The sequence below is a fragment of the Bradyrhizobium centrolobii genome (assembly GCF_001641635.1).
Taxonomy (GTDB): Bacteria; Pseudomonadota; Alphaproteobacteria; order Rhizobiales; family Xanthobacteraceae; genus Bradyrhizobium; species Bradyrhizobium centrolobii.
On record NZ_LUUB01000092.1, the window covers coordinates 118,029 to 138,315 of the forward strand.

At 62.0% G+C, this 20,287-nt stretch carries 14 protein-coding genes and 1 tRNA gene; 8 read left to right on the forward strand and 7 right to left on the reverse strand.

Features of this window, described 5'->3' with window-relative positions; genetic code table 11:
* Nucleotides 1-24: 24 nt before the first annotated feature.
* The 6 genes from AYJ54_RS33995 to AYJ54_RS34020 form a co-directional block, all read right to left on the reverse strand.
* A complete protein-coding gene (locus AYJ54_RS33995; RefSeq protein ID WP_063706123.1) occupies nt 25-579 on the reverse strand; it encodes a nucleoside 2-deoxyribosyltransferase in 555 nt (184 codons plus the stop codon).
* A gap of 243 nt (nt 580-822) precedes the next feature.
* On the reverse strand, nt 823-2,751 hold the full coding sequence (gene dxs / locus AYJ54_RS34000) for a 1-deoxy-D-xylulose-5-phosphate synthase (protein WP_063706125.1): 1,929 nt from the start codon (nt 2,749-2,751) through the stop codon (nt 823-825).
* Nucleotides 2,752-3,354: 603 nt separating this feature from the next.
* Nucleotides 3,355-3,606: an exodeoxyribonuclease VII small subunit gene (locus tag AYJ54_RS34005; RefSeq protein WP_008132970.1), complete on the reverse strand. Its 252-nt coding sequence runs from the start codon at nt 3,604-3,606 to the stop codon at nt 3,355-3,357.
* 75 nt (nt 3,607-3,681) lie between these two features.
* A complete protein-coding gene (locus AYJ54_RS34010) occupies nt 3,682-4,611 on the reverse strand; it encodes a histone deacetylase family protein (RefSeq protein ID WP_063706043.1) in 930 nt (309 codons plus the stop codon).
* A 133-nt stretch (nt 4,612-4,744) separates the two neighbouring features.
* Nucleotides 4,745-6,412 (reverse strand): bifunctional metallophosphatase/5'-nucleotidase, encoded by a 1,668-nt coding sequence (locus tag AYJ54_RS34015; protein ID WP_063706045.1) that lies wholly within the window; start codon nt 6,410-6,412, stop codon nt 4,745-4,747.
* Nucleotides 6,413-6,595: 183 nt separating this feature from the next.
* Nucleotides 6,596-7,354 (reverse strand): enoyl-CoA hydratase-related protein, encoded by a 759-nt coding sequence (locus AYJ54_RS34020; protein ID WP_063706047.1) that lies wholly within the window; start codon nt 7,352-7,354, stop codon nt 6,596-6,598.
* Nucleotides 7,355-7,666: 312 nt separating this feature from the next.
* Between AYJ54_RS34020 and AYJ54_RS34025 the strand changes: the two genes are divergently transcribed.
* Nucleotides 7,667-8,923: an MFS transporter gene (locus AYJ54_RS34025; protein ID WP_063706049.1), complete on the forward strand. Its 1,257-nt coding sequence runs from the start codon at nt 7,667-7,669 to the stop codon at nt 8,921-8,923.
* 44 nt (nt 8,924-8,967) lie between these two features.
* Here AYJ54_RS34025 and AYJ54_RS34030 read toward each other — a convergent pair whose 3' ends face one another.
* On the reverse strand, nt 8,968-10,746 hold the full coding sequence (locus AYJ54_RS34030; RefSeq protein WP_063706051.1) for an acyl-CoA dehydrogenase family protein: 1,779 nt from the start codon (nt 10,744-10,746) through the stop codon (nt 8,968-8,970).
* A 265-nt stretch (nt 10,747-11,011) separates the two neighbouring features.
* Between AYJ54_RS34030 and AYJ54_RS34035 the strand changes: the two genes are divergently transcribed.
* The 7 genes from AYJ54_RS34035 (at nt 11,012) to AYJ54_RS34065 (ending at nt 20,267) form a co-directional block, all read left to right on the forward strand.
* Nucleotides 11,012-11,086: transfer RNA gene (locus AYJ54_RS34035), tRNA-Gln, on the forward strand.
* A 564-nt stretch (nt 11,087-11,650) separates the two neighbouring features.
* The gene (locus AYJ54_RS34040) at nt 11,651-12,499 is read left to right on the forward strand and encodes a ParB/RepB/Spo0J family partition protein (protein WP_063706053.1); all 849 of its coding nucleotides are present in this window, start codon (nt 11,651-11,653) and stop codon (nt 12,497-12,499) included.
* Nucleotides 12,500-12,961: 462 nt separating this feature from the next.
* Nucleotides 12,962-13,213: a helix-turn-helix domain-containing protein gene (locus AYJ54_RS34045; RefSeq protein WP_063706055.1), complete on the forward strand. Its 252-nt coding sequence runs from the start codon at nt 12,962-12,964 to the stop codon at nt 13,211-13,213.
* Nucleotides 13,213-14,454, forward strand: coding sequence for a type II toxin-antitoxin system HipA family toxin (locus AYJ54_RS34050; RefSeq protein ID WP_063706056.1), 1,242 nt, complete (start codon nt 13,213-13,215; stop codon nt 14,452-14,454). Before AYJ54_RS34045 ends, AYJ54_RS34050 begins: the two co-directional genes overlap by 1 nt.
* A gap of 180 nt (nt 14,455-14,634) precedes the next feature.
* Entirely contained in the window at nt 14,635-17,082 is a 2,448-nt protein-coding gene (locus AYJ54_RS34055; RefSeq protein WP_245329194.1) for a DEAD/DEAH box helicase, read from the forward strand.
* A gap of 1,223 nt (nt 17,083-18,305) precedes the next feature.
* Nucleotides 18,306-19,313 carry a SphA family protein gene (locus tag AYJ54_RS34060; protein ID WP_063706059.1) on the forward strand — a complete coding sequence of 336 codons (1,008 nt, stop codon included), beginning with the start codon at nt 18,306-18,308 and terminating at the stop codon, nt 19,311-19,313.
* 150 nt (nt 19,314-19,463) lie between these two features.
* The gene (locus tag AYJ54_RS34065) at nt 19,464-20,267 is read left to right on the forward strand and encodes an LssY C-terminal domain-containing protein (protein ID WP_063706061.1); all 804 of its coding nucleotides are present in this window, start codon (nt 19,464-19,466) and stop codon (nt 20,265-20,267) included.
* Nucleotides 20,268-20,287: the final 20 nt, after the last annotated feature.

Genomic DNA, 20,287 nt, shown 5'->3' on the forward strand with positions numbered 1-20,287 from the left:
CGCTCTCCGGAAAGGACTAGCGCTTTATGTAGCGATAAGTCGCGCGGCCGCCATCCGGACGCAAGCCTCGAACGCGGCAAGATCGTGCCAGACGTCGACCGGCATTTGCGCCGGCGTCACCAGCGGGCAGCCATGCAGCTCCAGCGCATGGATCATCATGAGATTGTCGACCAGGCCAAAGTCCTCGACGGTCAGGCCCTGCGCATCGACCAGCCGCCCGTTCTCGGACGTGACGTCGATGAAGCGGCCGACGCGGTCGGCATAGACGGCGGGATCGTTGGAATAGGCGAGGCAAAACTTGCCGCGGCCGGCCATGTAGCCGAGCTCGTAGACGGTGCCGGGATCAGCCCCGGCGCCGCGAAACGGCGTGAGGTTTGCGATGATGGCATCGGCCTCGTCCATCATCGCCTCGTTGCCGCAAAAGATCTGCCGCGAGGCGTCAGCGGCGGTGACGTCGATCTTGTTGTCGAGTGGATAGAGGCCGGTGAGTCCAAAGCGAGCACAGATCGCGACCTTCTGCCGGCCGATCTCATGCGCATCCGGCAGGAACACGTCGGGGCCTGCCAGATAGATTTTCATGGAAACACCGATCGCAGAAGCATCGAGTTGCCGCGGCATCGGCAGTGCGAAACCTCTCCCGAAGGGAGAGGTCGCGCCGAAGGCGCGGGTGAGGGGTTACGCTCTCTCGTGGGACCTGAACCCCACACCCGGATCGTTTGCGCGACATAGCCGAGGCTTCGCCTCGGCGTTCTCGGGGACGGCCGCCGAAGGCGGCCATGCCTCTCCCTACGGGAGAGGTGGAGTTCAGTGCCCGCGCAACAATCAGGCGAGCTTGACCGTCTCGGTCTTGACGTCCTTGCCGAGCGCTTCGAACACCTTGGCGACGATGCCCTTGGCGTCGAGACCGGCGCGGCCGTACATCGCGGCCGGCGTGTCGTGGTCGAGGAACACGTCGGGCAACACCATCGAGCGGAACTTGACCAGGCCGGTGTCGAGCACGCCCTGATCGGTCAGGAACTGCGCGACATGCGAGCCGAAGCCGCCGACCGCGCCTTCTTCGATCGTGATCAGGATCTCATGATCGCGCGCGAGCTTGAGCACCAGGTCGGTGTCGAGCGGTTTCATGAAGCGGGCATCCGCGATCGTGGTGGACAGGCCATGAGCGGCGAGCTCGTCGGCCGCCTTCTCGCATTCGGCCAGACGCGTGCCGAAGGAGAGAAGGGCAATCTTGTTGCCCTGGCGGATGACGCGGCCCTTGCCGACCTCGAGGGGAACGCCGACGTCAGGCATCTCGACGCCGCGGCCCTCGCCGCGCGGATAGCGCAGTGCGCTCGGGCGGTCGTTGATCGCGACCTGGGTCGCGACCATGTGCACCATTTCGGCCTCATCAGACGCCGCCATGATCACCATGTTCGGCAGACAGCCGAGATAGGCGTTGTCGAACGAGCCGGCATGCGTCGCGCCGTCGGCGCCGACGAGGCCGGCGCGGTCGATGGCGAAACGCACGGGCAGGTTCTGGATCGCGACGTCATGCACGACCTGGTCGTAGCCGCGCTGGAGGAAGGTCGAGTAGATCGCGCAGAACGGCTTGTAGCCTTCCGTCGCAAGACCCGCGGCGAAGGTCACCGCATGCTGCTCGGCGATGCCGACGTCGAAGGTGCGGTCGGGAAAGGCCTTGTTGAAGATGTCGACGCCGGTACCCGACGGCATTGCCGCGGTGATGGCGACGATCTTGTCGTCCTTCTGCGCCTCCTTGACGAGGCTCTGGCCGAACACGTTCTGATAGGCCGGCGCATTGGGCTTGGCCTTGACCTGCGTGCCGGTGGCGACGTCGAACTTGACGACGGCATGGTACTTGTCCGCGGAGGCTTCCGCCGGGCCGTAGCCCTTGCCCTTCTGCGTCACGACGTGGACCAGGATCGGGCCGGTCTCCATGTCGCGCACGTTCTTCAGCACGGGCAGGAGGTGATCGAGGTTGTGACCGTCGATCGGTCCGACATAATAGAAGCCGAGCTCCTCGAACAGCGTGCCGCCGTCCATCATGAAGCCGCGGGAATATTCCTCGACGCGGTTGGCGCGGTTTGCGAGGATCTTCGGCAGGCGCTTGTTGATCTGCTTGGCCGCCTCGCGCAGCGTGCGGTAGGTCTTGCCGGAATAGAGCCGCGACAGATAGGCGCTCATGGCGCCGACCGGCGGGGCGATCGACATGTCGTTGTCGTTGAGGATGACGATCAGGCGCGAATTCATCGCGCCCGCATTGTTCATGGCTTCATAGGCCATGCCCGCTGACATCGCGCCGTCACCGATCACCGCTATGACGTTGTTGGTTCCGCCCGAGAGGTCGCGCGCCACCGCCATGCCGAGGCCGGCCGAGATCGAGGTCGAGGAGTGCGCGGCGCCGAACGGATCGTAGTCGCTCTCGCTGCGCTTGGTGAAACCGGACAGGCCGCCGCCGGTGCGCAGCGTGCGGATGCGGTCACGCCGGCCGGTGAGGATCTTGTGCGGATAGGCCTGGTGGCCGACGTCCCAGATCAGCCGGTCGCGGGGCGTATCGAAGATGTAGTGGATCGCGGTGGTGAGCTCGACGACGCCGAGGCCCGCGCCGAAGTGACCGCCGGTCACGGAAACGGCGTCGATGGTCTCCTGCCGCAGCTCATCGGCGACCTGACGGACCTGCTCGATCTTGAGCTTGCGCAGGTCTTCCGGCGTCCGGATGGTGTCGAGAAGCGGCGTTTTACTGTATGCGTTCACGGCGATTTCCAATTTGTCAGCGCCGGAAGGTCATTCCGGCGCGCGATGGGTTTGCACAAATTCGGCGCAGCGCGAGTCCCTCAACCGTCGGAGCCACCTGCGCGGGGCAAGGCCCCTTCTTCAAGCTTAAGTGAGCTTAGGTGCGCTCCGGTTCAGTCTCTGTGATCCCTGTCACTTAGATCGGCTTCGTCCGTCCCAGCCAATTCTTTAGCGATTTGAAGCGCTTGCCGCCAGCAACCTGTGCTTAGGAAAGGCTTGCAAAAAGCCACAGTCCGCGCAGCTTTACACCAAAGCTTGGGCCAAAGCCAACCCGCCTGACCGATTTGAGGTATGCAGCCGTAACCGGCAGGCCGGCTTGGTTAACCTTGGCTCCGGCCTAGCGGTTCCAATCTGCCGGGCTCCGCTGCAGGGTTTTTTGATGGAATCAGAGCCCTTTTTGGCCTCCGGAGCCCTCGATTGGTCGCGCAGGAAGGTCGTCTCTGAATCAGGGACTCTCGCGGAACCGCGCCTGACCATGAAAATAATGCAGGAGGTCGCCCTGCTATGAACGGAATTCAGACGGCGGTGTGGCATGGCCGTCACAAACCGGGCAGAAGGGTGGACTTACTGCACGTCGAGTGGTGCGGTGCCGGTGGCCTGGCCGCTGGCGTCCGTGGTGATCTTGTCGACGCGCGCCTCCGCCTGGCGCAGAAGTTCCTCGCAGCGGCGCTTCAGGGCCTCGCCGCGTTCGTAGATCGTCACCGATTCCTCGAGCGGCACTTTGCCGTCCTCGAGCCGCTTCACGATCGTTTCGAGTTCCTCGATCGCGCGCTCGAAGGTGAGTCTGGAGACGTCGACTTGGGTATTTTCGGCCATATCCATTTCCGATTGCCCGATTCGCCTTACTTGCCGAGAAAGCAGAGTTTTGCGGGCGTAATGTGGCGTGTGTCTTCACGCGCCCATCAGGGCGCCGACATGCGCCGTAACAGATTCTTTCAGTCCTTGCAGATCATAGCCACCCTCGAGCACCGAAACAATTCGGCCCTCGGCGGTCTTGTCGGCAAGGTCCATCAGCTTCCGCGTCACCCAGGAATAGTCCTCCGCGCGCAGGTTCAGCGAAGCCAGCGGATCGCGATAATGCGCATCGAAGCCCGCCGAGATGATGACGAGCTCGGGGCTGAACTTGGTCAGTTGCGGCAGGATCAGGTTCTCGAACGCCGCGCGGAATTCGGGGCCACCGTCCTCGGAGGCAAGCGGGGCGTTGACGATGGTGTCGTGGTCGCCGCGCTCGGAGCGGGCGCCGGTGCCCGGAAACAGCGGCATCTGGTGGGTCGAGCAGTACATCACGGTCGGATCCGACCAGAAGATATCCTGTGTGCCGTTGCCGTGATGCACGTCGAAATCGACGATGGCGGCGCGCTTGATGCCGTATTTGCGCTGCGCGTGGCGCGCGGCGATCGCGACATTGTCGAAGAAGCAGAAGCCCATCGGCTTGCCGATCTCGGCGTGATGGCCGGGCGGGCGCACCGCGACGAAGGCGTTCCGGTGCTCGCCCGCCATCACCGCTTCGGTTGCCGCGACCGCAGCGCCGACGCCGCGCATGACCGCTTCCCAGGTGCCAGGGGACATCGAGGTGTCGCCATCGATATAGACCTGGCCGCTGGTCGGCGCGATGTGGCGCAGCTCGGTGACGTAGTGCTCGTTGTGGCAGAGCGTGACGAGATCGAGATCGCCCTCCGGCGCCTGGTCGCGCACCAGGTACTGGAAACGCTCGTGCGACAGCGCTTCCTCCACCGCGCGCAGGCGATCCGGCCGCTCTGGATGTCCCGGCGGCGTGACGTGGTCGAGGCAGGCCTTGTGGGAAAGGAGGAGCGTGCTCATCAGGTCGTGCTCACGAATACGGGCTCTCGATGTCGCTTGGCGCATCCGGCGCCAAAACGCAATGCAAAACCCAATCTATGCGTTTGGCCGGGAATGGCAAACGGTGGTCCCGTTCCGGCCCGTTTGATCCGGATCAATTCACGCGCAGGATACGGGTGGGCGGCAGTGGACCGATCGGCCCGTGCGCGCGGAAGAACGCAAACAGCGCGTCGGCATCATAGCCGCCATATTGCGGCGATGTTCCCTGCTTGGCGACCGTGAAGCCGTCGCCGCCGACGGCGAGGTAGTCGTTGAGGGTGACGCGGTAGCCTAGCGCCGGCTCGATCGGCTTGCCGCCGAGCATCATCTTGTCGGCGATCACACGCTCGCCGAACGGCTTTGACGCGTCCCAGGTGTAGCTGAACCCGTTCGAGACCTGGAGAATCCGCGGCCGTTTCGGATCGAGCCATTGCTGCTCGAGCAGGTCCTTGAGCTGGCTGCCGGTGAGCGTCATGGTGACGAGGCGGTTGCGGAACGGCTGGCTCGAGAACACGTCGCCGAAGGACACTGCGCCGTTCTCCTTCGGCACGATGTCGGTGCGGATGCCGCCGGGATTGGTGATGGCAATCACGGCACCGCCGTCCTTCGCGTCGCGGGTCGCAAGCAACTGCGCATCCGCGATGACGTCGCCGAGCGCGCTTTCGCCGGCCTCGTTCGGCACGCGCGACAACGTCTGCGTCACCGATCCGGCCGGACGATTGGCGATCGGTGCCGAGAGCTTGTCGTAGGCGTCGATCAACGCGGTCTGCTCCGAGTCCTTTGCCAGCGAGGCATTCGCGACGATCACGTTCTCGGCTTTGGCGCTGACGACGTCACGCGTCGCCGGATCGAGCGTGAGATCGATCGCCGTGACCAGCGTGCCGTATTTGTCACCGCTGGTGACGAGCCGGCCGCCGATTTGGCAAATGTAGGCGCGATGCGTGTGGCCGCTCACCACGACGTCGACGGCGCGGTCGAATTTCTTCACGATGTCGACGATCGGCCCGGTAATGCCCGGGCATTCGTTGTAGTCGCCGCTCGGGTCGCCGCCCTGATGGATCAGCACCACGATCGCCTCGACGCCACGCGCCTTCAGTTCCGGCACGAGCGCGTTCACTGTCTCGGCCTCGTCGCGGAATTCGAGCCCGGCAATGCCTTTTGGCGAGACGATGCCGGCGGTCTCTTTCAATGTCAGCCCGATGAAGGCGACGGGGATGCCGTCGAACTCCCTGATCTCGTAGGGCGGCAGCACGCTCTTGCCGGTCGCGGTCTCGATAGTCGAGGCCGCGAGGTAATGGAATTTTGCACCTAGGAAGGGATGCGGGCCCTGACATCCATCCTCCGGATGGCAGCCGCCATTTTGCATCCGTAACAGCTCGGCTTTGCCTTCGTCGAATTCGTGATTGCCGACCGAGGTGATCGCAAGCCCCATCATCGAGAGCGACTCGATCGAGGGCTCGTCATGAAACATCGCCGACAGGAACGGGCTTGCGCCGATCAGGTCGCCCGCCGCGACGAAGATCGTGTTCTTGTGCCCCTCGCGCAATTGCTTGACCAGCGTCGCCATGTACTCGGCGCCACCGGCGGCCACCATCACCTTCTTGGCCTTGTCCTCGGGATCGCCGATGCGGATGCCGCCCGGCGGCGGCCTCAAGTTGCCGTGAAAATCGTTGATCGCGAGGATGCGCAGCTCCACGGGCGTGGCGCTCTGGGCAGAAGCGGGCAGGGTGGGGGCGAGTGCCAGTGCGAGGGTAGCAGGAATGAGTCGGAACGCGTGTCGCATGGAACCAAAACTAGACGTTCCCCGCGAAGATTTCACGAAGCTTCTTGCTACACCCGTCATTCCGGGGCGCGACGAAGTCGCGAACCCGGAATCCATTCACCCACTAGCGCTGCGGCTCAATGGATTCCGGGTTCGCGCTCCGCGCGCCCCGGAATGACGATCCTCGATAGCTGACTCGCGCCTTCACCGCCTCTTCCTGTTCGCAAAGGCGTTGAACGCTGCCACGGCCTCGGGCGACTTCAGACGCTCGCCGAACAGATGGCCTTCCTGGTCGATGCGGCGGGTGAGCTCTTCCGGCGGCACACGCAGCAATTTGCGCGAGGTGGCGACGGCCTCGGCCGGCAGCCTGCAGATCTCGCGTGCGACCTTGCGCGCTTCGACCTCGGTGTGCCCAGGCGAGACCACGGTGTTGACGAAGCCCGCGGCCTCGGCCTCCGCGGCGGTGAAGGTCCGTCCCATCACCAGCATCGCAAAGGCGCGCTGGTAGCCCATGGTCTGCGGCATCAAGAGGCTGGCTGCGCCGACCGGAACGAGCCCGAGATGGATATAGGGCGTGGAAAACGTGGCGGCCGTCGAGGCAAGCACATAGTCGCAATGGAAGAGGAGCAAGGTGCCCACGCCGATCGCGACACCGTCCACCGCGGCGATGATGGGCTTCGTGTTGAGGGCGAGCGAATAGAGGAATTTTGCGCCATTTGTCAGCATCTCAGGACTTGAGCTGTCCGCCGTCAGGAAGTCGTCGATGTCGTCGCCGGCGGTGAACACGCCGGAGCCGCCCGTGATGATCATGCAGCGGATGTCGGGATTGTTCTGCGCGGTGTCGATCGCGTAGCTCATCTCGCGATACATGTCCTGCGTGATCGCGTTCTTCTTGCTCGGCCGGCGCAGGGTGATCACGCGCGTTGCGCGTTCCTCGGTCACGATGATGTTGCCGTTCGCCATAAGGTTCCCCTGCGGCCGCCGCGATGCGTGCCATTGGCGAGTCTCGCCGGTTCAGCCTACATCATCTCACGGGCGTGCCAATCCCGCCTCTTGGCCTTTTCGACGGTGATCCCCGTGCCTTCGGCGCATGACACCCGTGCGGCACGTTCGCGCGGGGGAGCACGCCACGCCCCCATCGCGGGATACGCATTGCTCCATATGCCCAATATATGTGTGATTGCGCGTTGCAACAATCGGCTACAATGTTTCATTTGAAAAACCGGTGGTTGTGCGGCACGATCGGCCGTCTCGTTCCATCTGGCCGATTGATTGATGATTGCCGCAACGAGCATCGATGAATCCTCACCGCATTATCGCGGCTGGCGCGTCGTGCTTGCCTGTTTCCTGATGGCCTTCTTCATGTTCGGCTTCGGCCTTTACGGCCAGGGCGTCTATCTCGCGGAGCTTCAGCGCGCGCATGGCTGGCCGGGCACGCTGGTGTCGGCCGCCAGCACCTTCTCGTTTCTACTGACGTCCGTCCTCGTCATCTTCACCGATGATCTCCTGGCCCGGATCGGGCTGCGGTCGCTGATCCTGTGCGGCCTGTCGGCGCTCGGTGCATCGACCGTCCTATTGGCACTGATGGCGGCAACCTGGCAGCTCTATCTCGCCTACGCGCTGATGTCGCTCGGCTGGACCGGCATGGGCACCGTGGTGATCGCGACCGTGCTCAATTCCTGGTTCGAGCGGCGTCGCGGCCTCGCACTCAGTCTCGCCTTCAACGGCGCGACCTGCGGCGGCATCGTGCTCGTGCCCGTGCTGCTGTCGCTGACTGGCAGCATTGGCTTCCGCTCCGCCATGCTGGCCACGACCATGGCGATGGTGGTGCTGCTTCTGCCGGTGATCGTGGCCTTCATCGGCTGGCCGGCCGAGACGTCGCCGGCACCCGGGCGAGGTGGGCCCGCCGGCGGGGCGCGCCCGACCCATTCGCGCAAGGCGCTGCTCGGCAATCCAGCGTTCTGGACCATGGTGCTGCCCTTCGCGATCGCGCTGCTCGCGCAGATGGGCTTTATCGTCCACCAGGTGACGTTCCTCGAGCCGGTCATCGGCCGTTCCGCCGCGGGCCTCGCCGTCACCATCATGGCGACCATGGCGGTGGTCGGGCGCCTGTCGCTCGGCCTGTTCGTCGACCGGCTCGATCCGCGGCTTGCAAGCGCGGCGTCGATGACGAGCCAGGCGGCGGCGCTGTTCGTCCTGCTGCAAAGCACGAGCCCGACGGTGCTGCTCGCCTGCTGCGCCGTCTACGGCTTCTCGATCGGCAACATGATCACGTTCCCGCCGCTGATCATCCAGCGCGAGATCGGACGCGACGCGTTCGCGGCCGCGATGGGATTGGGCACCTCGATCAGCGGCATCGTCAGCGCCTTCGGTCCCGGCATCGTTGGCCTCGCGCGCAGCCTGACCGGCGACTACACGATGGCCTTCGCGCTCTGCGTCGTGCTCGATCTCGTCGCCGCGGGGATCGTGCTGTGGCGGCCGAAGCCGCGCGGGGAGGCGCAGCGGGAAGGCGAAGGGATGTCTGCGAGCTGAGAGTAAGCGAGGGGTCCGGCAATGTGTGGCGGGCAGTACCCTGCTTACCCCAGCAACACCGCATCCGCCGCCGCGACCGACTCTGCGCTCTCCGTCACGGTGCGTTCGAGCGAAGGGGCCTGCACCGTGATGTTTTCGGCGAAGAAGCGGGCGAGCGAGACGTAGCGCGGCGCCTCGGTGTTGCCGTCGCCCTTGGCGGCGAGCGCCTCGGCGGCCAGCATGCAGCCGCCGAGCGTGGCGCCAAACTGCTGGAGGTAGGGCGTGGCGCCGGCAAGCGCGTCGTTCGGCGCCTCAGCCAGCCGCTCCAACAGCCACTTGCTGGTGCGCTTGAGCGCGTCCAGCGCCTCGCGCAATTTGACGCCGGTGGTGCCGAAGGCGGGATCGTTGGAGGCCTCGACCTGCTTGATGATGCCTGAGAGCTCGCCGAGCAGCGCCCAGACCGCGGTGCCGCCGTTGGCGGCGAGCTTGCGCGTGACGAGGTCGATTGCCTGGATGCCGTTGGTGCCCTCGTAGATCGCGGTGATGCGCGCATCGCGATAGTGCTGGGCGGCGCCGGTCTCCTCGATGAAGCCCATGCCGCCATGCACCTGCACGCCGAGATAAGCGACCTCGTTGCCGACATCGGTGGAATAGGCCTTTGCGATCGGCGTCAGCAGCGCCGCGCGCGCCGCGGCCTCGGCCCGCACGCCCGGATCCCTGGCGCGCGTCGAAACGTCGATTGCAACCGCGGTCGCGTAGCAGATGGTGCGCGCGGCGGCGGTCTGCGCCCGCATCCGCATCAGCATCCGCTTGACGTCGGGATGGACGAAAATGGCATCGGAGCCGTCGCCCTTCTTGCCGACGGCGCGGCCTTGTCGGCGCTCCTGCGCATAGGCCAGCGCCTGCTGATAGGCGCGATCGGCGACGCCGACGCCTTCGAGGCCGACGCCGAGGCGGGCCTGGTTCATCATCGTGAACATGCAGCGCATGCCCTGATTCTCTTCGCCGATCAGGAACCCGATGGCGCCGCCATGGTCGCCCATGGTCATGGTGCAGGTGGGGGAGGCATGCATGCCGAGCTTGTGCTCGACGCCGCTCGCATGGATATCGTTGCGCGCCCCGAGCGAGCCGTCGGCATTGACCATGAACTTGGGAACAAGAAAGAGCGAAATGCCCTTGGTGCCGGCCGGCGCATCCGGCAGGCGCGCGAGCACGAAATGCACGATGTTGTCGGTCATGTCGTGCTCGCCATAGGTGATGAAGATCTTCGTCCCCTTGATGCGATAGGTGCCGTCGGCCTGCCGCTCGGCCCGGGTGCGCAGCGCGCCAACGTCGGAGCCGGCCTGCGGTTCGGTGAGCTGCATCGTGCCGGTCCATTCGCCGGTGACGAGCTTCTCGAGATAGATCGTCTTCAGCTCCTCGCTGCCATGCGCCTCCAGCGCCTCCATTGCCGAGGCCGTGAGTAGCGGGCAGAGGCCGAAGGCGACGTTGGAGGCGCTCCAGATCTCGGTGCAGGCGGCGTTGATCGCGAGCGGCAGTCCCTGGCCGCCGAAGGCTTCAGGCCCTGAAACCGCGTTCCAGCCGCCGTCGGTCCAGCGCTTGTAGGCGTCGGGCCAGCCCGGCGCGGTCGTGACCTTGCCGTCATCGAGCTTGATGCCGTGCTCGTCGCCGACGCGGTTGAGCGGCGCCAGCACGTCGGTTGCGAACTTGCCGGCTTCCTCCAGCACGGCAGCGGCGATATCGGCGTCGAAATCGCCGTAATGACCGGCCTCCACGGCGGCCTTGAGGCCCGCGCCGTGGTTGAGCGAAAGCAGCATGTCATTGATCGGCGCGCGATAGGTCATGGCTTACTCCCGTGGACAGCGTTTGGCGCCGTATTCCCACGAAACCGCGGAGGTCTCAATGGCCGGGAGGGCCAACTTTCGTGACTGGGAGGCCAGGCCGGGCGCGGGCAGGGCCGCTGCATCAGAGGGCCGCGCAAACCACGCCCGCGGCGGGCGAATTTACGCGCCGAGGCGGTTGAAATGCTCGCCTTCTCTCTATAGACCGGCGGGGCAAACGGGAATCTGCGGTAGCCTGTGCCTACAGCCGTTCCCGTGAGAAGGCCGTTGGGGCGTAGCCAAGCGGTAAGGCAGCGGATTTTGATTCCGCCATTCGGAGGTTCGATCCCTCCCGCCCCAGCCAGCGCTTAAGCTGGCGAGTTCGCTATATGAGTATCGCCATTCCCACCAAGTTTTTCTGGCGCGTTTGGAAGTGTCCAATGCTCGGTCCAGAATCGAACTAGCGGCGTCGTGCATCACATCGACCATATTGGCTTGTCCCCGTGGTTTCATCCGCAACATATGCTGCGGGGAGGCCACGCCGACAGGTCTGTTATGCGCTCATGGTAGAATAGAGTATTACGGCGCACAAATCGGACAACCTGTCGTGTCCCAGTGGTGGTGTAGCTCGGGGGTCAACAAGCAGTTCGGAAAAGCGAGTGATCGTGTGTCCGTGCGTTCGTTCAGTGGCTGCGGCGATACGCATGGTAGTTCAAAGAAAGACTTCTTCATGAGCAGTCGTGCGGGATTGCCACGACACCGGCACTGCCGAATCGTGCCGGTAGTCGGTTGGATTCTACAGATTTTTGACGCGCCCGACGAAATGCCCAGATCATTCCGGTGATCATTGTAGAAGGCCACTTCCGAATCTGCCGAACAGGAGTGCCAATAGCGAGGGGCTTGGTGCCTCTCGAAACTGGAGCTCGCCATGTTCAGACCTCTGGGTACTCAGCGCTTTAACCCTCCCACTTCCGAATTCTCGCCGGGACCCGCGCCATTTCTTGAATGGATCGAGACGAGCAAGCTGATGGTCGATGTTACATATCAACGCGAAATCGGCCGCCGCGGCGCCGTAAACGTCAACCAAATTGCTGAGAATTTCGATTGGTCAAAGTTTGCTCCGGTGATCGTGGCGCCGGTTGAAGGAGGGCACTTCGCCATCGTCGACGGGCAGCATCGAACGACTGCTGCCATGCTTCGTGGTCAAGAGAAAGTGCCGTGTCAGGTTGTCCAGGCAGATCGGGCAAAGCAGGCAGCCGCCTATGCAGCCGTGAACGGTAACATCACAAAGACAACTGCTCAGCAGCTATATCATGCCAAGTTGGCGGCCAAAGATCCGAATGCGTTGGCACTCGCTGAGATATGTTTGGCCGCCGAGGTCGAAATACTGAGGAAGAATCTGATCCGGTCTGAAGTAAAGAAGGGACAGACCTACGCGGTCACAGCGCTCAACAGATGCCTTGCAAAATATGGGCGGGACACACTCATCACGGCGCTTCAGTGCATCACGCAGACTGCGGACGGGAATGCAGGCTTTGTTCGATCGACCATTGTCGAGGCATTGTGTGAGGTACTACACGAGGCGCCCAGGTGGCGAGAAGCTGGAGAGGAGCTGCTTCGCGCCATGGACAAGTTCAAGTTCGCTGATGCATGGGATCAAGTTGCCGCAGGTCGTGACAAGATATTCCCTTCTACGGCGAGCAAAATGATGGCTGAGAAAATCCAAAGGTTTCTGTCACGCAGATTGGGGGCGGGATCCATCAAGGATGCTGCTTGATCGACCTTGTTGCATCAATGAATGTCCTGGCGGACTAGTCTAGAGAGCTGCGGAGTCTTCTGGAGCTGTCAGGCGCTGGGAGGTTAGTAGTCGCCCAGATCGACGAGCAATGAGGCCGCCAGGCCTTCTTCGGCGATAGAGAGCTTTCGGCATTGCGGCGGTCGCCATGCGATGCGGCGCCGCTTGTCGGACGACAACGGTTGCCGCTGTGAGGGCAGCACAGAGTTTCGAAAGTGTCCGTCACGGGCGACGTTGCTTGGTGGGCTTCGAAAAGTTCCCTATTTGTTCCATTTAATCAATGCCTATCCCTCGCAACTCACCAAGGATTTGCCTACTTAAAAAGGCATTAATGCCGATATTCGATAAAAGAACTTCTATGTAGGGCATTGTGCGAGTCGAAGTGGAGTTTATAGTAGGCAAATTACCATCAGATGGACGTATTGACTATTATAGGCTGCAAGTATGGACCTTATCGAACTCGGCGAGCGTGTTAAGGCGGCCCGTAAATCCAAGGGATGGTCGCAGACCAAGCTGGCGCAAACTGCCGGCATCAGCCGCGCACGCCTGGAGGCGCTGGAGAATGCCCGCCTTGCGGAAATGGGCATCAAACATCTGCTTCGTATTTTGAATGCGTTAGATCTCGACCTGAGGTTGACGCAGCTTAATCGCGGTCGCCCGACACTTGAGGATCTGGCAGCGGAGGAGGCTCGCTAATGCTCCGCGTCTGGACAGATCAGCAGTCCGCTGGACATTTGGACCGCCATGGACCGCGAGGGACAGCTTTCGTCTACGAGCCGAAAGCGGCAGCCGAACGTGCAGTCTCGATCACGATGCCAGTGCGAACGGCATCTTGGAATACGCAACACGGTCTTGCGCCGATATTCGACATGAATCTCCCGGAGGGGGCGCTCCGGGCGTACCTTGTGCGAAGTTTTGCCAAGGCGACCGGAACGTTTGATGATTTCGATTTGCTGGCGGTTGTTGGACGAACCCAGATCGGGCGCATCCGTTACTCTGATCTCGATGCCGAGCTAAATGAGGACGTGCCATTCCAATCGATGGACGAGATCCTCAGTGCAAAGCGCGGTGGCGAGCTGTTCGCTTATCTTCTTGAGAAGTTCGCGGTCCATTCGGGGCTTTCGGGCGTCCAGCCGAAGGTGATGATCCGCGCCGTCGACGACGCTGGAAAAGGTATGGGCGATCGCCAATCCCAGAGCTTCCGCAGCGCTACGCACATCGTAAAATTCTGGGACCCGAACGAATATCCCGAACTGGCCGCCAACGAACATTTCTGCCTGTCGGCCGCAAAGGCCATGGGATTGACTGTTCCGGATTTCCAGCTTTCGGAAAGCGGTGCAGCCATCCTGATAGAGCGCTTTGACCTCGGGCCGGATGGGGTTTATCTGGGCTACGAAGATTTCTGCGTGCTGAACGGGATTTCCTCTGCAGAGAAATACAACGGAGGCTATGAAACGCGGCTGTTCAAGCGTGTCCGGGACTTCATCGACCCCGCCGAACGACGGGGTGCGCTCGAGGATCTGTTCAAGCTGTTCGTGCTCAACTGTGCGCTCCGCAACGGCGACGCACATCTGAAGAACTTCGGTGTCATCTATGAAGATGTGACCGGTCCCGCACGTCTTGCGCCGACCTACGATCTCGTCAGCACGCTGCCCTATCTGCCGAAGGATTGCATGGCGCTGACGCTAAACGGTTCCACCAACTGGCCAGACCGCAAAGCGTTGATTCGTCTCGGCCAAACTCGATGCGACCTTTCCGTGCAGACGATCAACGAGATCATGGACCAAACCGCTGATGTTCTGACGAAGTTGGCACCGGAGGTGGCGAAGTATTTCAGTGAGAATTCGACTCATCGTGAGATCGGAGGGAGACTTCTCGCGGCTTGGCAGACAGGCATTCGAGAGAGTCTTGGCTTTTCGAGAGCCGCGCTCGCGTAGCGAACCAAAGCCAAGCCTATCGTGGCGCGTTCAATCCGCAGTGGATTTTGGTCTTGCTGGGGGTGTGTCGCAATCGCCCAGGAGCTAGGATCAGCCATCAACATCGTCGCGAGACAACCCTGTCGGAGCTGAACGCGGGGTGCGTCGATGGAATCGATGCACCCTAGCTGCGAGCCCTCCGTGAAACCGAACAAAGAAGCCAAACTTTCTCGCACCCACGCGCCTGTTGATCTATCGCCGGCCGACTGGCAGCGCGGTTTGCGCCGCCAGTTCGGCCGCGAGCAATCCTTCGTGCTGAAAAATCTCGGCAGCGAGCCGTTCTTCTCCGAGTTTCTGGTCACCAATCCCAATTCGAAATCGAGTTACCGCGTGGCGGTACGGGGCCTGGGACCTGGAGGCAATTTCTGCTCATGCCCCGATTACGCAACGAATGAATTGGGAACCTGCAAGCACCTGGAGTTCACGCTCGCCCAATTGGAGAGAAAGCGAGGCGCGAAAGCCGCGTTCGCACGCCGCTACCGGCCGGCGTTCTCCGAGCTCTATTTGCGCAACGCAGGCCAGTGCCGCGTGCACTTCCGTGCCGGGACGGATTGTCCGCCGGCGGTGAGGCTGGCTGCCGATCGGTTGTTCGATATGAAGCGCGATGGAATCCTCTCGGACGGCCGCCTGGGCGAGCTCGAGCGCTTCATGACCTTGGTCTCGAAGAGCGGTCACGAGTTTCGCGCCTATGACGATGTTCTCGATTTCATCGCTGGAAGGCAGGACGCCGACCGGCGAGCGTCGAAGCTCGAGCGATTGTTCCCGCGCGGCGCCGCCGACCCCAAGCTGCGGGGCCTCCTGAAGGTGGAGCTCTATCCCTACCAGGCCGAGGGCGCGCTGTTCGCGGTCAGGGCCGGTCGGGCGTTGATCGGCGACGACATGGGATTGGGCAAGACGATCCAGGCGATCGCCGCGACGGAAATACTGGCCCGCCACTTCGGCGTATCGAGAGTCCTGGTGATTTGCCCGACATCGCTCAAATACCAATGGCAGAGCGAAATAGCTCGCTTTTCCGGGCGGCGAGGCAAGCGCGCGGCGCGCGTCATGGTTGGCGGGCGAGCCCAACGGCAGAACGACTACGGGCTGGACGACTTCTGCAAGATTACGAACTATGAGAAGCTGCAGCCCGATCTCGACCTAATCGCTGCCTGGGCACCTGAACTGGTCATCGTCGACGAAGCTCAGCGTGTAAAGAACTGGAACACGGTTGCAGCGCGAGCTTTGAAACGCATCGACAGCCCATATGCGATCGTTTTGACTGGAACGCCCCTGGAGAACAAGCTGGAAGAACTGATCTCGATCGTGCAATTCGTCGATCAGCACCGATTGGGCCCGACCTGGAAGCTCTTGCACGAACATCAGGTCAAGGACGAGGCCGGCCGCGTTACCGGTTATACGAGGCTGGAGAAGATCGGCCAAACTTTGGCGCCCATCATGATTCGCCGGCGAAAGTCGGAGGTGCTGCAGCAATTGCCCAGCCGGACGGATCAAAACGTGCTGGTACCAATGACCGAGCCGCAAAAGCTCTATCATCAGGAAAACGCGGATATCGTGGCCAGGATTGTCCAGCGCTGGCGCAAGACCAAGTTTCTCTCGGACAAGGATCAACGGCGCCTGACCTGCGCCCTTCAGAACATGCGCATGTCCTGCAACAGCACTTATCTGCTCGACCTGCAGACCGACCACGGCGTCAAGGCCGACGAACTGGCCGCTCTGCTCGAGCAGTTGTTTGTGACGCCGGAGGCCAAGGCCGTGGTCTTTTCGCAATGGACCCGGACGCACGACATCCTCATCCGCCGCTTGGAGGCGCGTGGGATCGGCTATGTCAGTTTCCATGGCAGCGTGCCGTCGGACAAACGGCCGGAGTTGATTCAGCGCTTTCGCGACGATCCCACCTGTCGCGTATTCCTGTCGACTGACGCCGGCAGCACAGGCCTTAATCTGCAGCATGCGTCGACACTGGTGAACATGGATCTGCCATGGAATCCGGCCGTGCTCGAACAACGCATCGCACGCGTCCATCGGCTCGGCCAGGCGCGGCCGGTTCAGGTCGTCAATTTCGTCGCGAAAGGCTCGATCGAAGAGGGCATGCTTTCGGTGCTGGCATTCAAACGCTCGTTGTCGGAAGGAATCCTCGATGGTGGCAATGGCGAGATTTCACTTGGCGGGTCGCGGCTCAACCGCTTCCTGAAGGATGTGGAAGGTGTCACAGGAAGTATGGGCGTAGACGAGGCTATCTCTCCTGCTGAGGAGGCTGGAAGAGTCGACGACGCCACCAGCGGACAATCGGTCGGCGCGGTCGATGCAGATCCAGTTGCCGGCGCTGGCGAGATGGACGTCGCGGAAGCCGGCGAAGCCGGGCAAGGGTTGCGCGAGGCATCTCCTGATCCGTGGCAGGTGCTGCTGCAGATGGGGGCACAGTTCGTTGGCGCCATCGCGGCCTCGAACGGCTCCGAAGCACAGCCATGGATCGAGCGTGGTCCGCGCACCGGCGGGCCGAGCCTCAGGATTCCGCTGCCGCCACCGGAAATGGCGAGGCAACTGGCCGATGTGCTTTCGGCGATAGCCGAGAGTCTGCGTGGACGGTAGCCTCGATGGAGGGCTGCCTCCATATTTGGAAACGGCTGCCAACCTATTGAGATTGTTGAAGCGTGTTTTGACCGTTTCTTCCAATGCGCATTGAAATCGTTGGATAATCAAACGGATTTTGATTCCGCCATTCGGAGGTTCGATCCCTCCCGCCCCAGCCAGCACTCAAGCTGCTGAGTTCGTTATGTAAGCAGCTCCATTCCCGCCAAATTGTTGGGGCGCGTTTGGAAATGGACCTTTTGAAGCTCGGTCGAAAATCGAACTAAACGGCGTCGTGCATCACATCGACCATATTGGCTTATCTCCGTGGCGTTCATCCCAACCTATACCGCGGACGCTACTCGGGCAGGTCTGTTACGCCCCTCATCGTAGAATAGGGTATTGGGGCGAACAAATCGGACAACCGGTCGAAATGATGCACTTGTGCGCAATTGGCGCGCGGCCGAAATTCGGAACAGACGTATGGCTGGGCTTTCGGCTCACCAGAGGGGCGATCTAACTTCGTCACGCATTGCGGGTGGGGTTGCGGTGGATCGCTTCGTGTCCCGCACCGCTCGCTCCCGCTTGTCGCAGACAACGCCTCGACTACGTGTCTGGCTGCGAGCAAGTCCTTGTGATTCCCCCGCGGCCCCTGCGATAGACCAGAAACGCTCCAGTGCCGAAGGCACGCTGCCGAGCATGACCAAAAACACGATCATGACGGTAGGCTAGCTGTGATGGCGCACCATTTTGATGGGAGTCAACGTCACGTCTGCGCCTCCTGCTCAGAAATCATAACCTTCGTTTCGCCCGCTGGTTCTGACCGAGCGCAAGCGTCCGCGGGACCAAACCAGGATGCTTTGCTTCTGTTACCGATGTTGAGGGAAGCGATCTTGGCTACCTATGCGAAAACGGCAAAATTGTCGCTTTGGTCGAAGCGATCTTTGTCGGCAAGACGCGCTATGCAAAAACGGCAAGAAGACTGCACACCAGGAAATTGTGGCATGTAAGGCACAGTCTCCCGCTAAAGATGCATAAGCTGGGAAAGCGCCGATTCCGCATAGACGTGCTGTGGTAGTGTCTGCTTCGTTTTCCGAGTCCTCACGCGGCCGGATTGTTCTTCGGTTGAGACAGGAGGACAGTAGAAGGGTGGGGATCGGCAGATGCAGATAATGGGCAGGAAATCGGTATCGACGGCTGGTTTCGTTTGGCGGTTGGGCGCGGCGGCAATTGCCGCCTCACTGATGCTCCCCAATGACGCGGCGCGAGCTGACGAAGGCGGCGTCAGCTTTTGGATACCCGGATTTTTTGGCAGCCTCGCAGCTGTTCCTCAGCAGGCGCCGGGATGGTCCATGACTTCGATCTATTATCATGACTCGGTTTCCGCCGGCGGCGACGTGGCGCGGGCACGTGAGATCACGCTTGGTCGTATTCCCGCTAATCTGACGGCCACCGTGAATGCGAACGTCAATGCGAATGTGAATCTTGGCCTTGTGGCCGGGACCTACACCTTTGCGACGCCCGTGCTAGGCGGTCAGGCCTCTGCCAGCCTGTTGGCGGCCTACGGCTCCAACTCCACGTCGCTGGCGGGATCGCTCATGGGGACATTGGCGACACCGGGCGGTACTATCCCCTTCTCGCGCTTCGACAGCATCGACAGTTCGATTATTGCATTCGGCGACCTGATCCCGCAGTTCGCGCTGCGCTGGAATTCCGGCGTCAACAACTACATGACGTACATCACCGCCGACCTCCCGGCCGGGGCGTACCAGTCAACCCGCCTTGCAAATTTAGGTATCGGGCACTGGGCAATCGACGCCGGGGGCGGCTACACCTATTTCGACCCAAAGACTGGGCATGAATTTTCGGCGGTGCTGGGATTCACATACAACTTCGTCAACCCCTCCACCCAATATCAAAGCGGCGTCGACATGCACCTCGACTGGGGTGCGTCGCAATTCCTGACCAAGCAGTGGCAGGTCGGCCTCGTGGGCTACCTCTACCAGGAGCTCGGCTGCGACAGCGGCTCCGGCGATCGCGTCGGCTGCTTCCAGTCGCGGGTGGTCGGCGTCGGACCGCAGGTTGGTTACATTTTCCCGGTCGGAGACATGCAGGGGTATCTCAACCTGAAGGCCTACGGCGAATTCGCCAATGAACATCGACCGGCGGGCTGGAACCTATGGCTGACGTTCAATCTTTCGCCCGCGGCGCCAACACCGCCCACGCCCTCAAGGCCCAGGTTCACGAAATAGAAACGCCGCTGCCACCCATCATTGTGATGAATTGAGCACCTGTTTGACCTGAGCGGCCTGAATAAGGCGAGGCCGCTTGGCGGATCTCCCACGAGGGTGAAGGCGCACAGCAGAACAAAGCTATCGCAATCAAGTCGATGGCGGCAACGCATGAACCAGATTGCAGGTAGGCGACGATGGTGGATTATTCCCGTGGGCGTGCTTATCGCCTACCTGTTGCTGGCCTACGTCATACTGCCTGCTTTGTGGAGCCATCACGAGCGCGAACCGGGTCTCGCTTCCCTGCCCATGGTAACCCGTACCCCGAGCGGCATCCCGGGCGATGCGCTCAATGTCGGACTCGTCGGCAGCAAGGAAGATGTGCTGCGCGCCATGCATGCCGCAGGCTGGTTCCCGGCCGACCCAATTACGTTGCGCTCCAGCATTGAAATCGTCGGCAGCGTGGTGCTTGATCGGCCATACCACGATGCGCCTGTGAGCCCGCTTTACTATGATGGAAAAAAGGAAGAGCTCGCCTACGAGAAGCCGGATGGCAGGAGCGCTGATAAACGGCATCACGTCCGGCTTTGGATGGTCCTTGAAAAAGGAAGCGCTGGCCGTCCGGTATGGCTGGGTTCAATCACGTTCGATCGCGGTGTCGGTCTCAGTCACGACACGGGTCAGGTAACCCATCACATCGCCCCCGACATCGATGCCGAACGTGACCTGCTGATGCGGGATTTGCGGGAGGCAGGCATGGTACAAGACTTCTTCCAGATCTCCGGAACGGGCCCGACTTTGTTCGGCCGAAACGGCGAAGGCGATCCGTACTATACGGATGGAGAAATCCACATCGCCACGCTGGTCGTCGATGGTGCCAGGCGAACAGAAGCGCCGGTGACAACAGCCCCACCACCGCTGATAGCCCTGAAGGATCAGGTCTGGCACCGCATCAGCAGCGCGGTCAGCCAATGATCGCCACAGTCTCCTCGGCC

What these genes read in the sequence shown, in the direction of transcription:
- AYJ54_RS33995 (WP_063706123.1), bottom strand. Translation starts at nt 579, where the DNA reads ATGAAAATCTATCTGGCAGGCCCCGACGTGTTCCTGCCGGATGCGCAT.
- AYJ54_RS34005 (WP_008132970.1), bottom strand. Translation starts at nt 3,606, where the DNA reads ATGGCCGAAAATACCCAAGTCGACGTCTCCAGACTCACCTTCGAGCGC.
- AYJ54_RS34010 (WP_063706043.1), bottom strand. Translation starts at nt 4,611, where the DNA reads ATGAGCACGCTCCTCCTTTCCCACAAGGCCTGCCTCGACCACGTCACG.
- AYJ54_RS34015 (WP_063706045.1), bottom strand. Translation starts at nt 6,412, where the DNA reads ATGCGACACGCGTTCCGACTCATTCCTGCTACCCTCGCACTGGCACTC.
- AYJ54_RS34020 (WP_063706047.1), bottom strand. Translation starts at nt 7,354, where the DNA reads ATGGCGAACGGCAACATCATCGTGACCGAGGAACGCGCAACGCGCGTG.
- AYJ54_RS34025 (WP_063706049.1), top strand. Translation starts at nt 7,667, where the DNA reads ATGATTGCCGCAACGAGCATCGATGAATCCTCACCGCATTATCGCGGC.
- AYJ54_RS34030 (WP_063706051.1), bottom strand. Translation starts at nt 10,746, where the DNA reads ATGACCTATCGCGCGCCGATCAATGACATGCTGCTTTCGCTCAACCAC.
- AYJ54_RS34040 (WP_063706053.1), top strand. Translation starts at nt 11,651, where the DNA reads ATGTTCAGACCTCTGGGTACTCAGCGCTTTAACCCTCCCACTTCCGAA.
- AYJ54_RS34045 (WP_063706055.1), top strand. Translation starts at nt 12,962, where the DNA reads ATGGACCTTATCGAACTCGGCGAGCGTGTTAAGGCGGCCCGTAAATCC.
- AYJ54_RS34050 (WP_063706056.1), top strand. Translation starts at nt 13,213, where the DNA reads ATGCTCCGCGTCTGGACAGATCAGCAGTCCGCTGGACATTTGGACCGC.
- AYJ54_RS34060 (WP_063706059.1), top strand. Translation starts at nt 18,306, where the DNA reads ATGCTCCCCAATGACGCGGCGCGAGCTGACGAAGGCGGCGTCAGCTTT.
- AYJ54_RS34065 (WP_063706061.1), top strand. Translation starts at nt 19,464, where the DNA reads ATGAACCAGATTGCAGGTAGGCGACGATGGTGGATTATTCCCGTGGGC.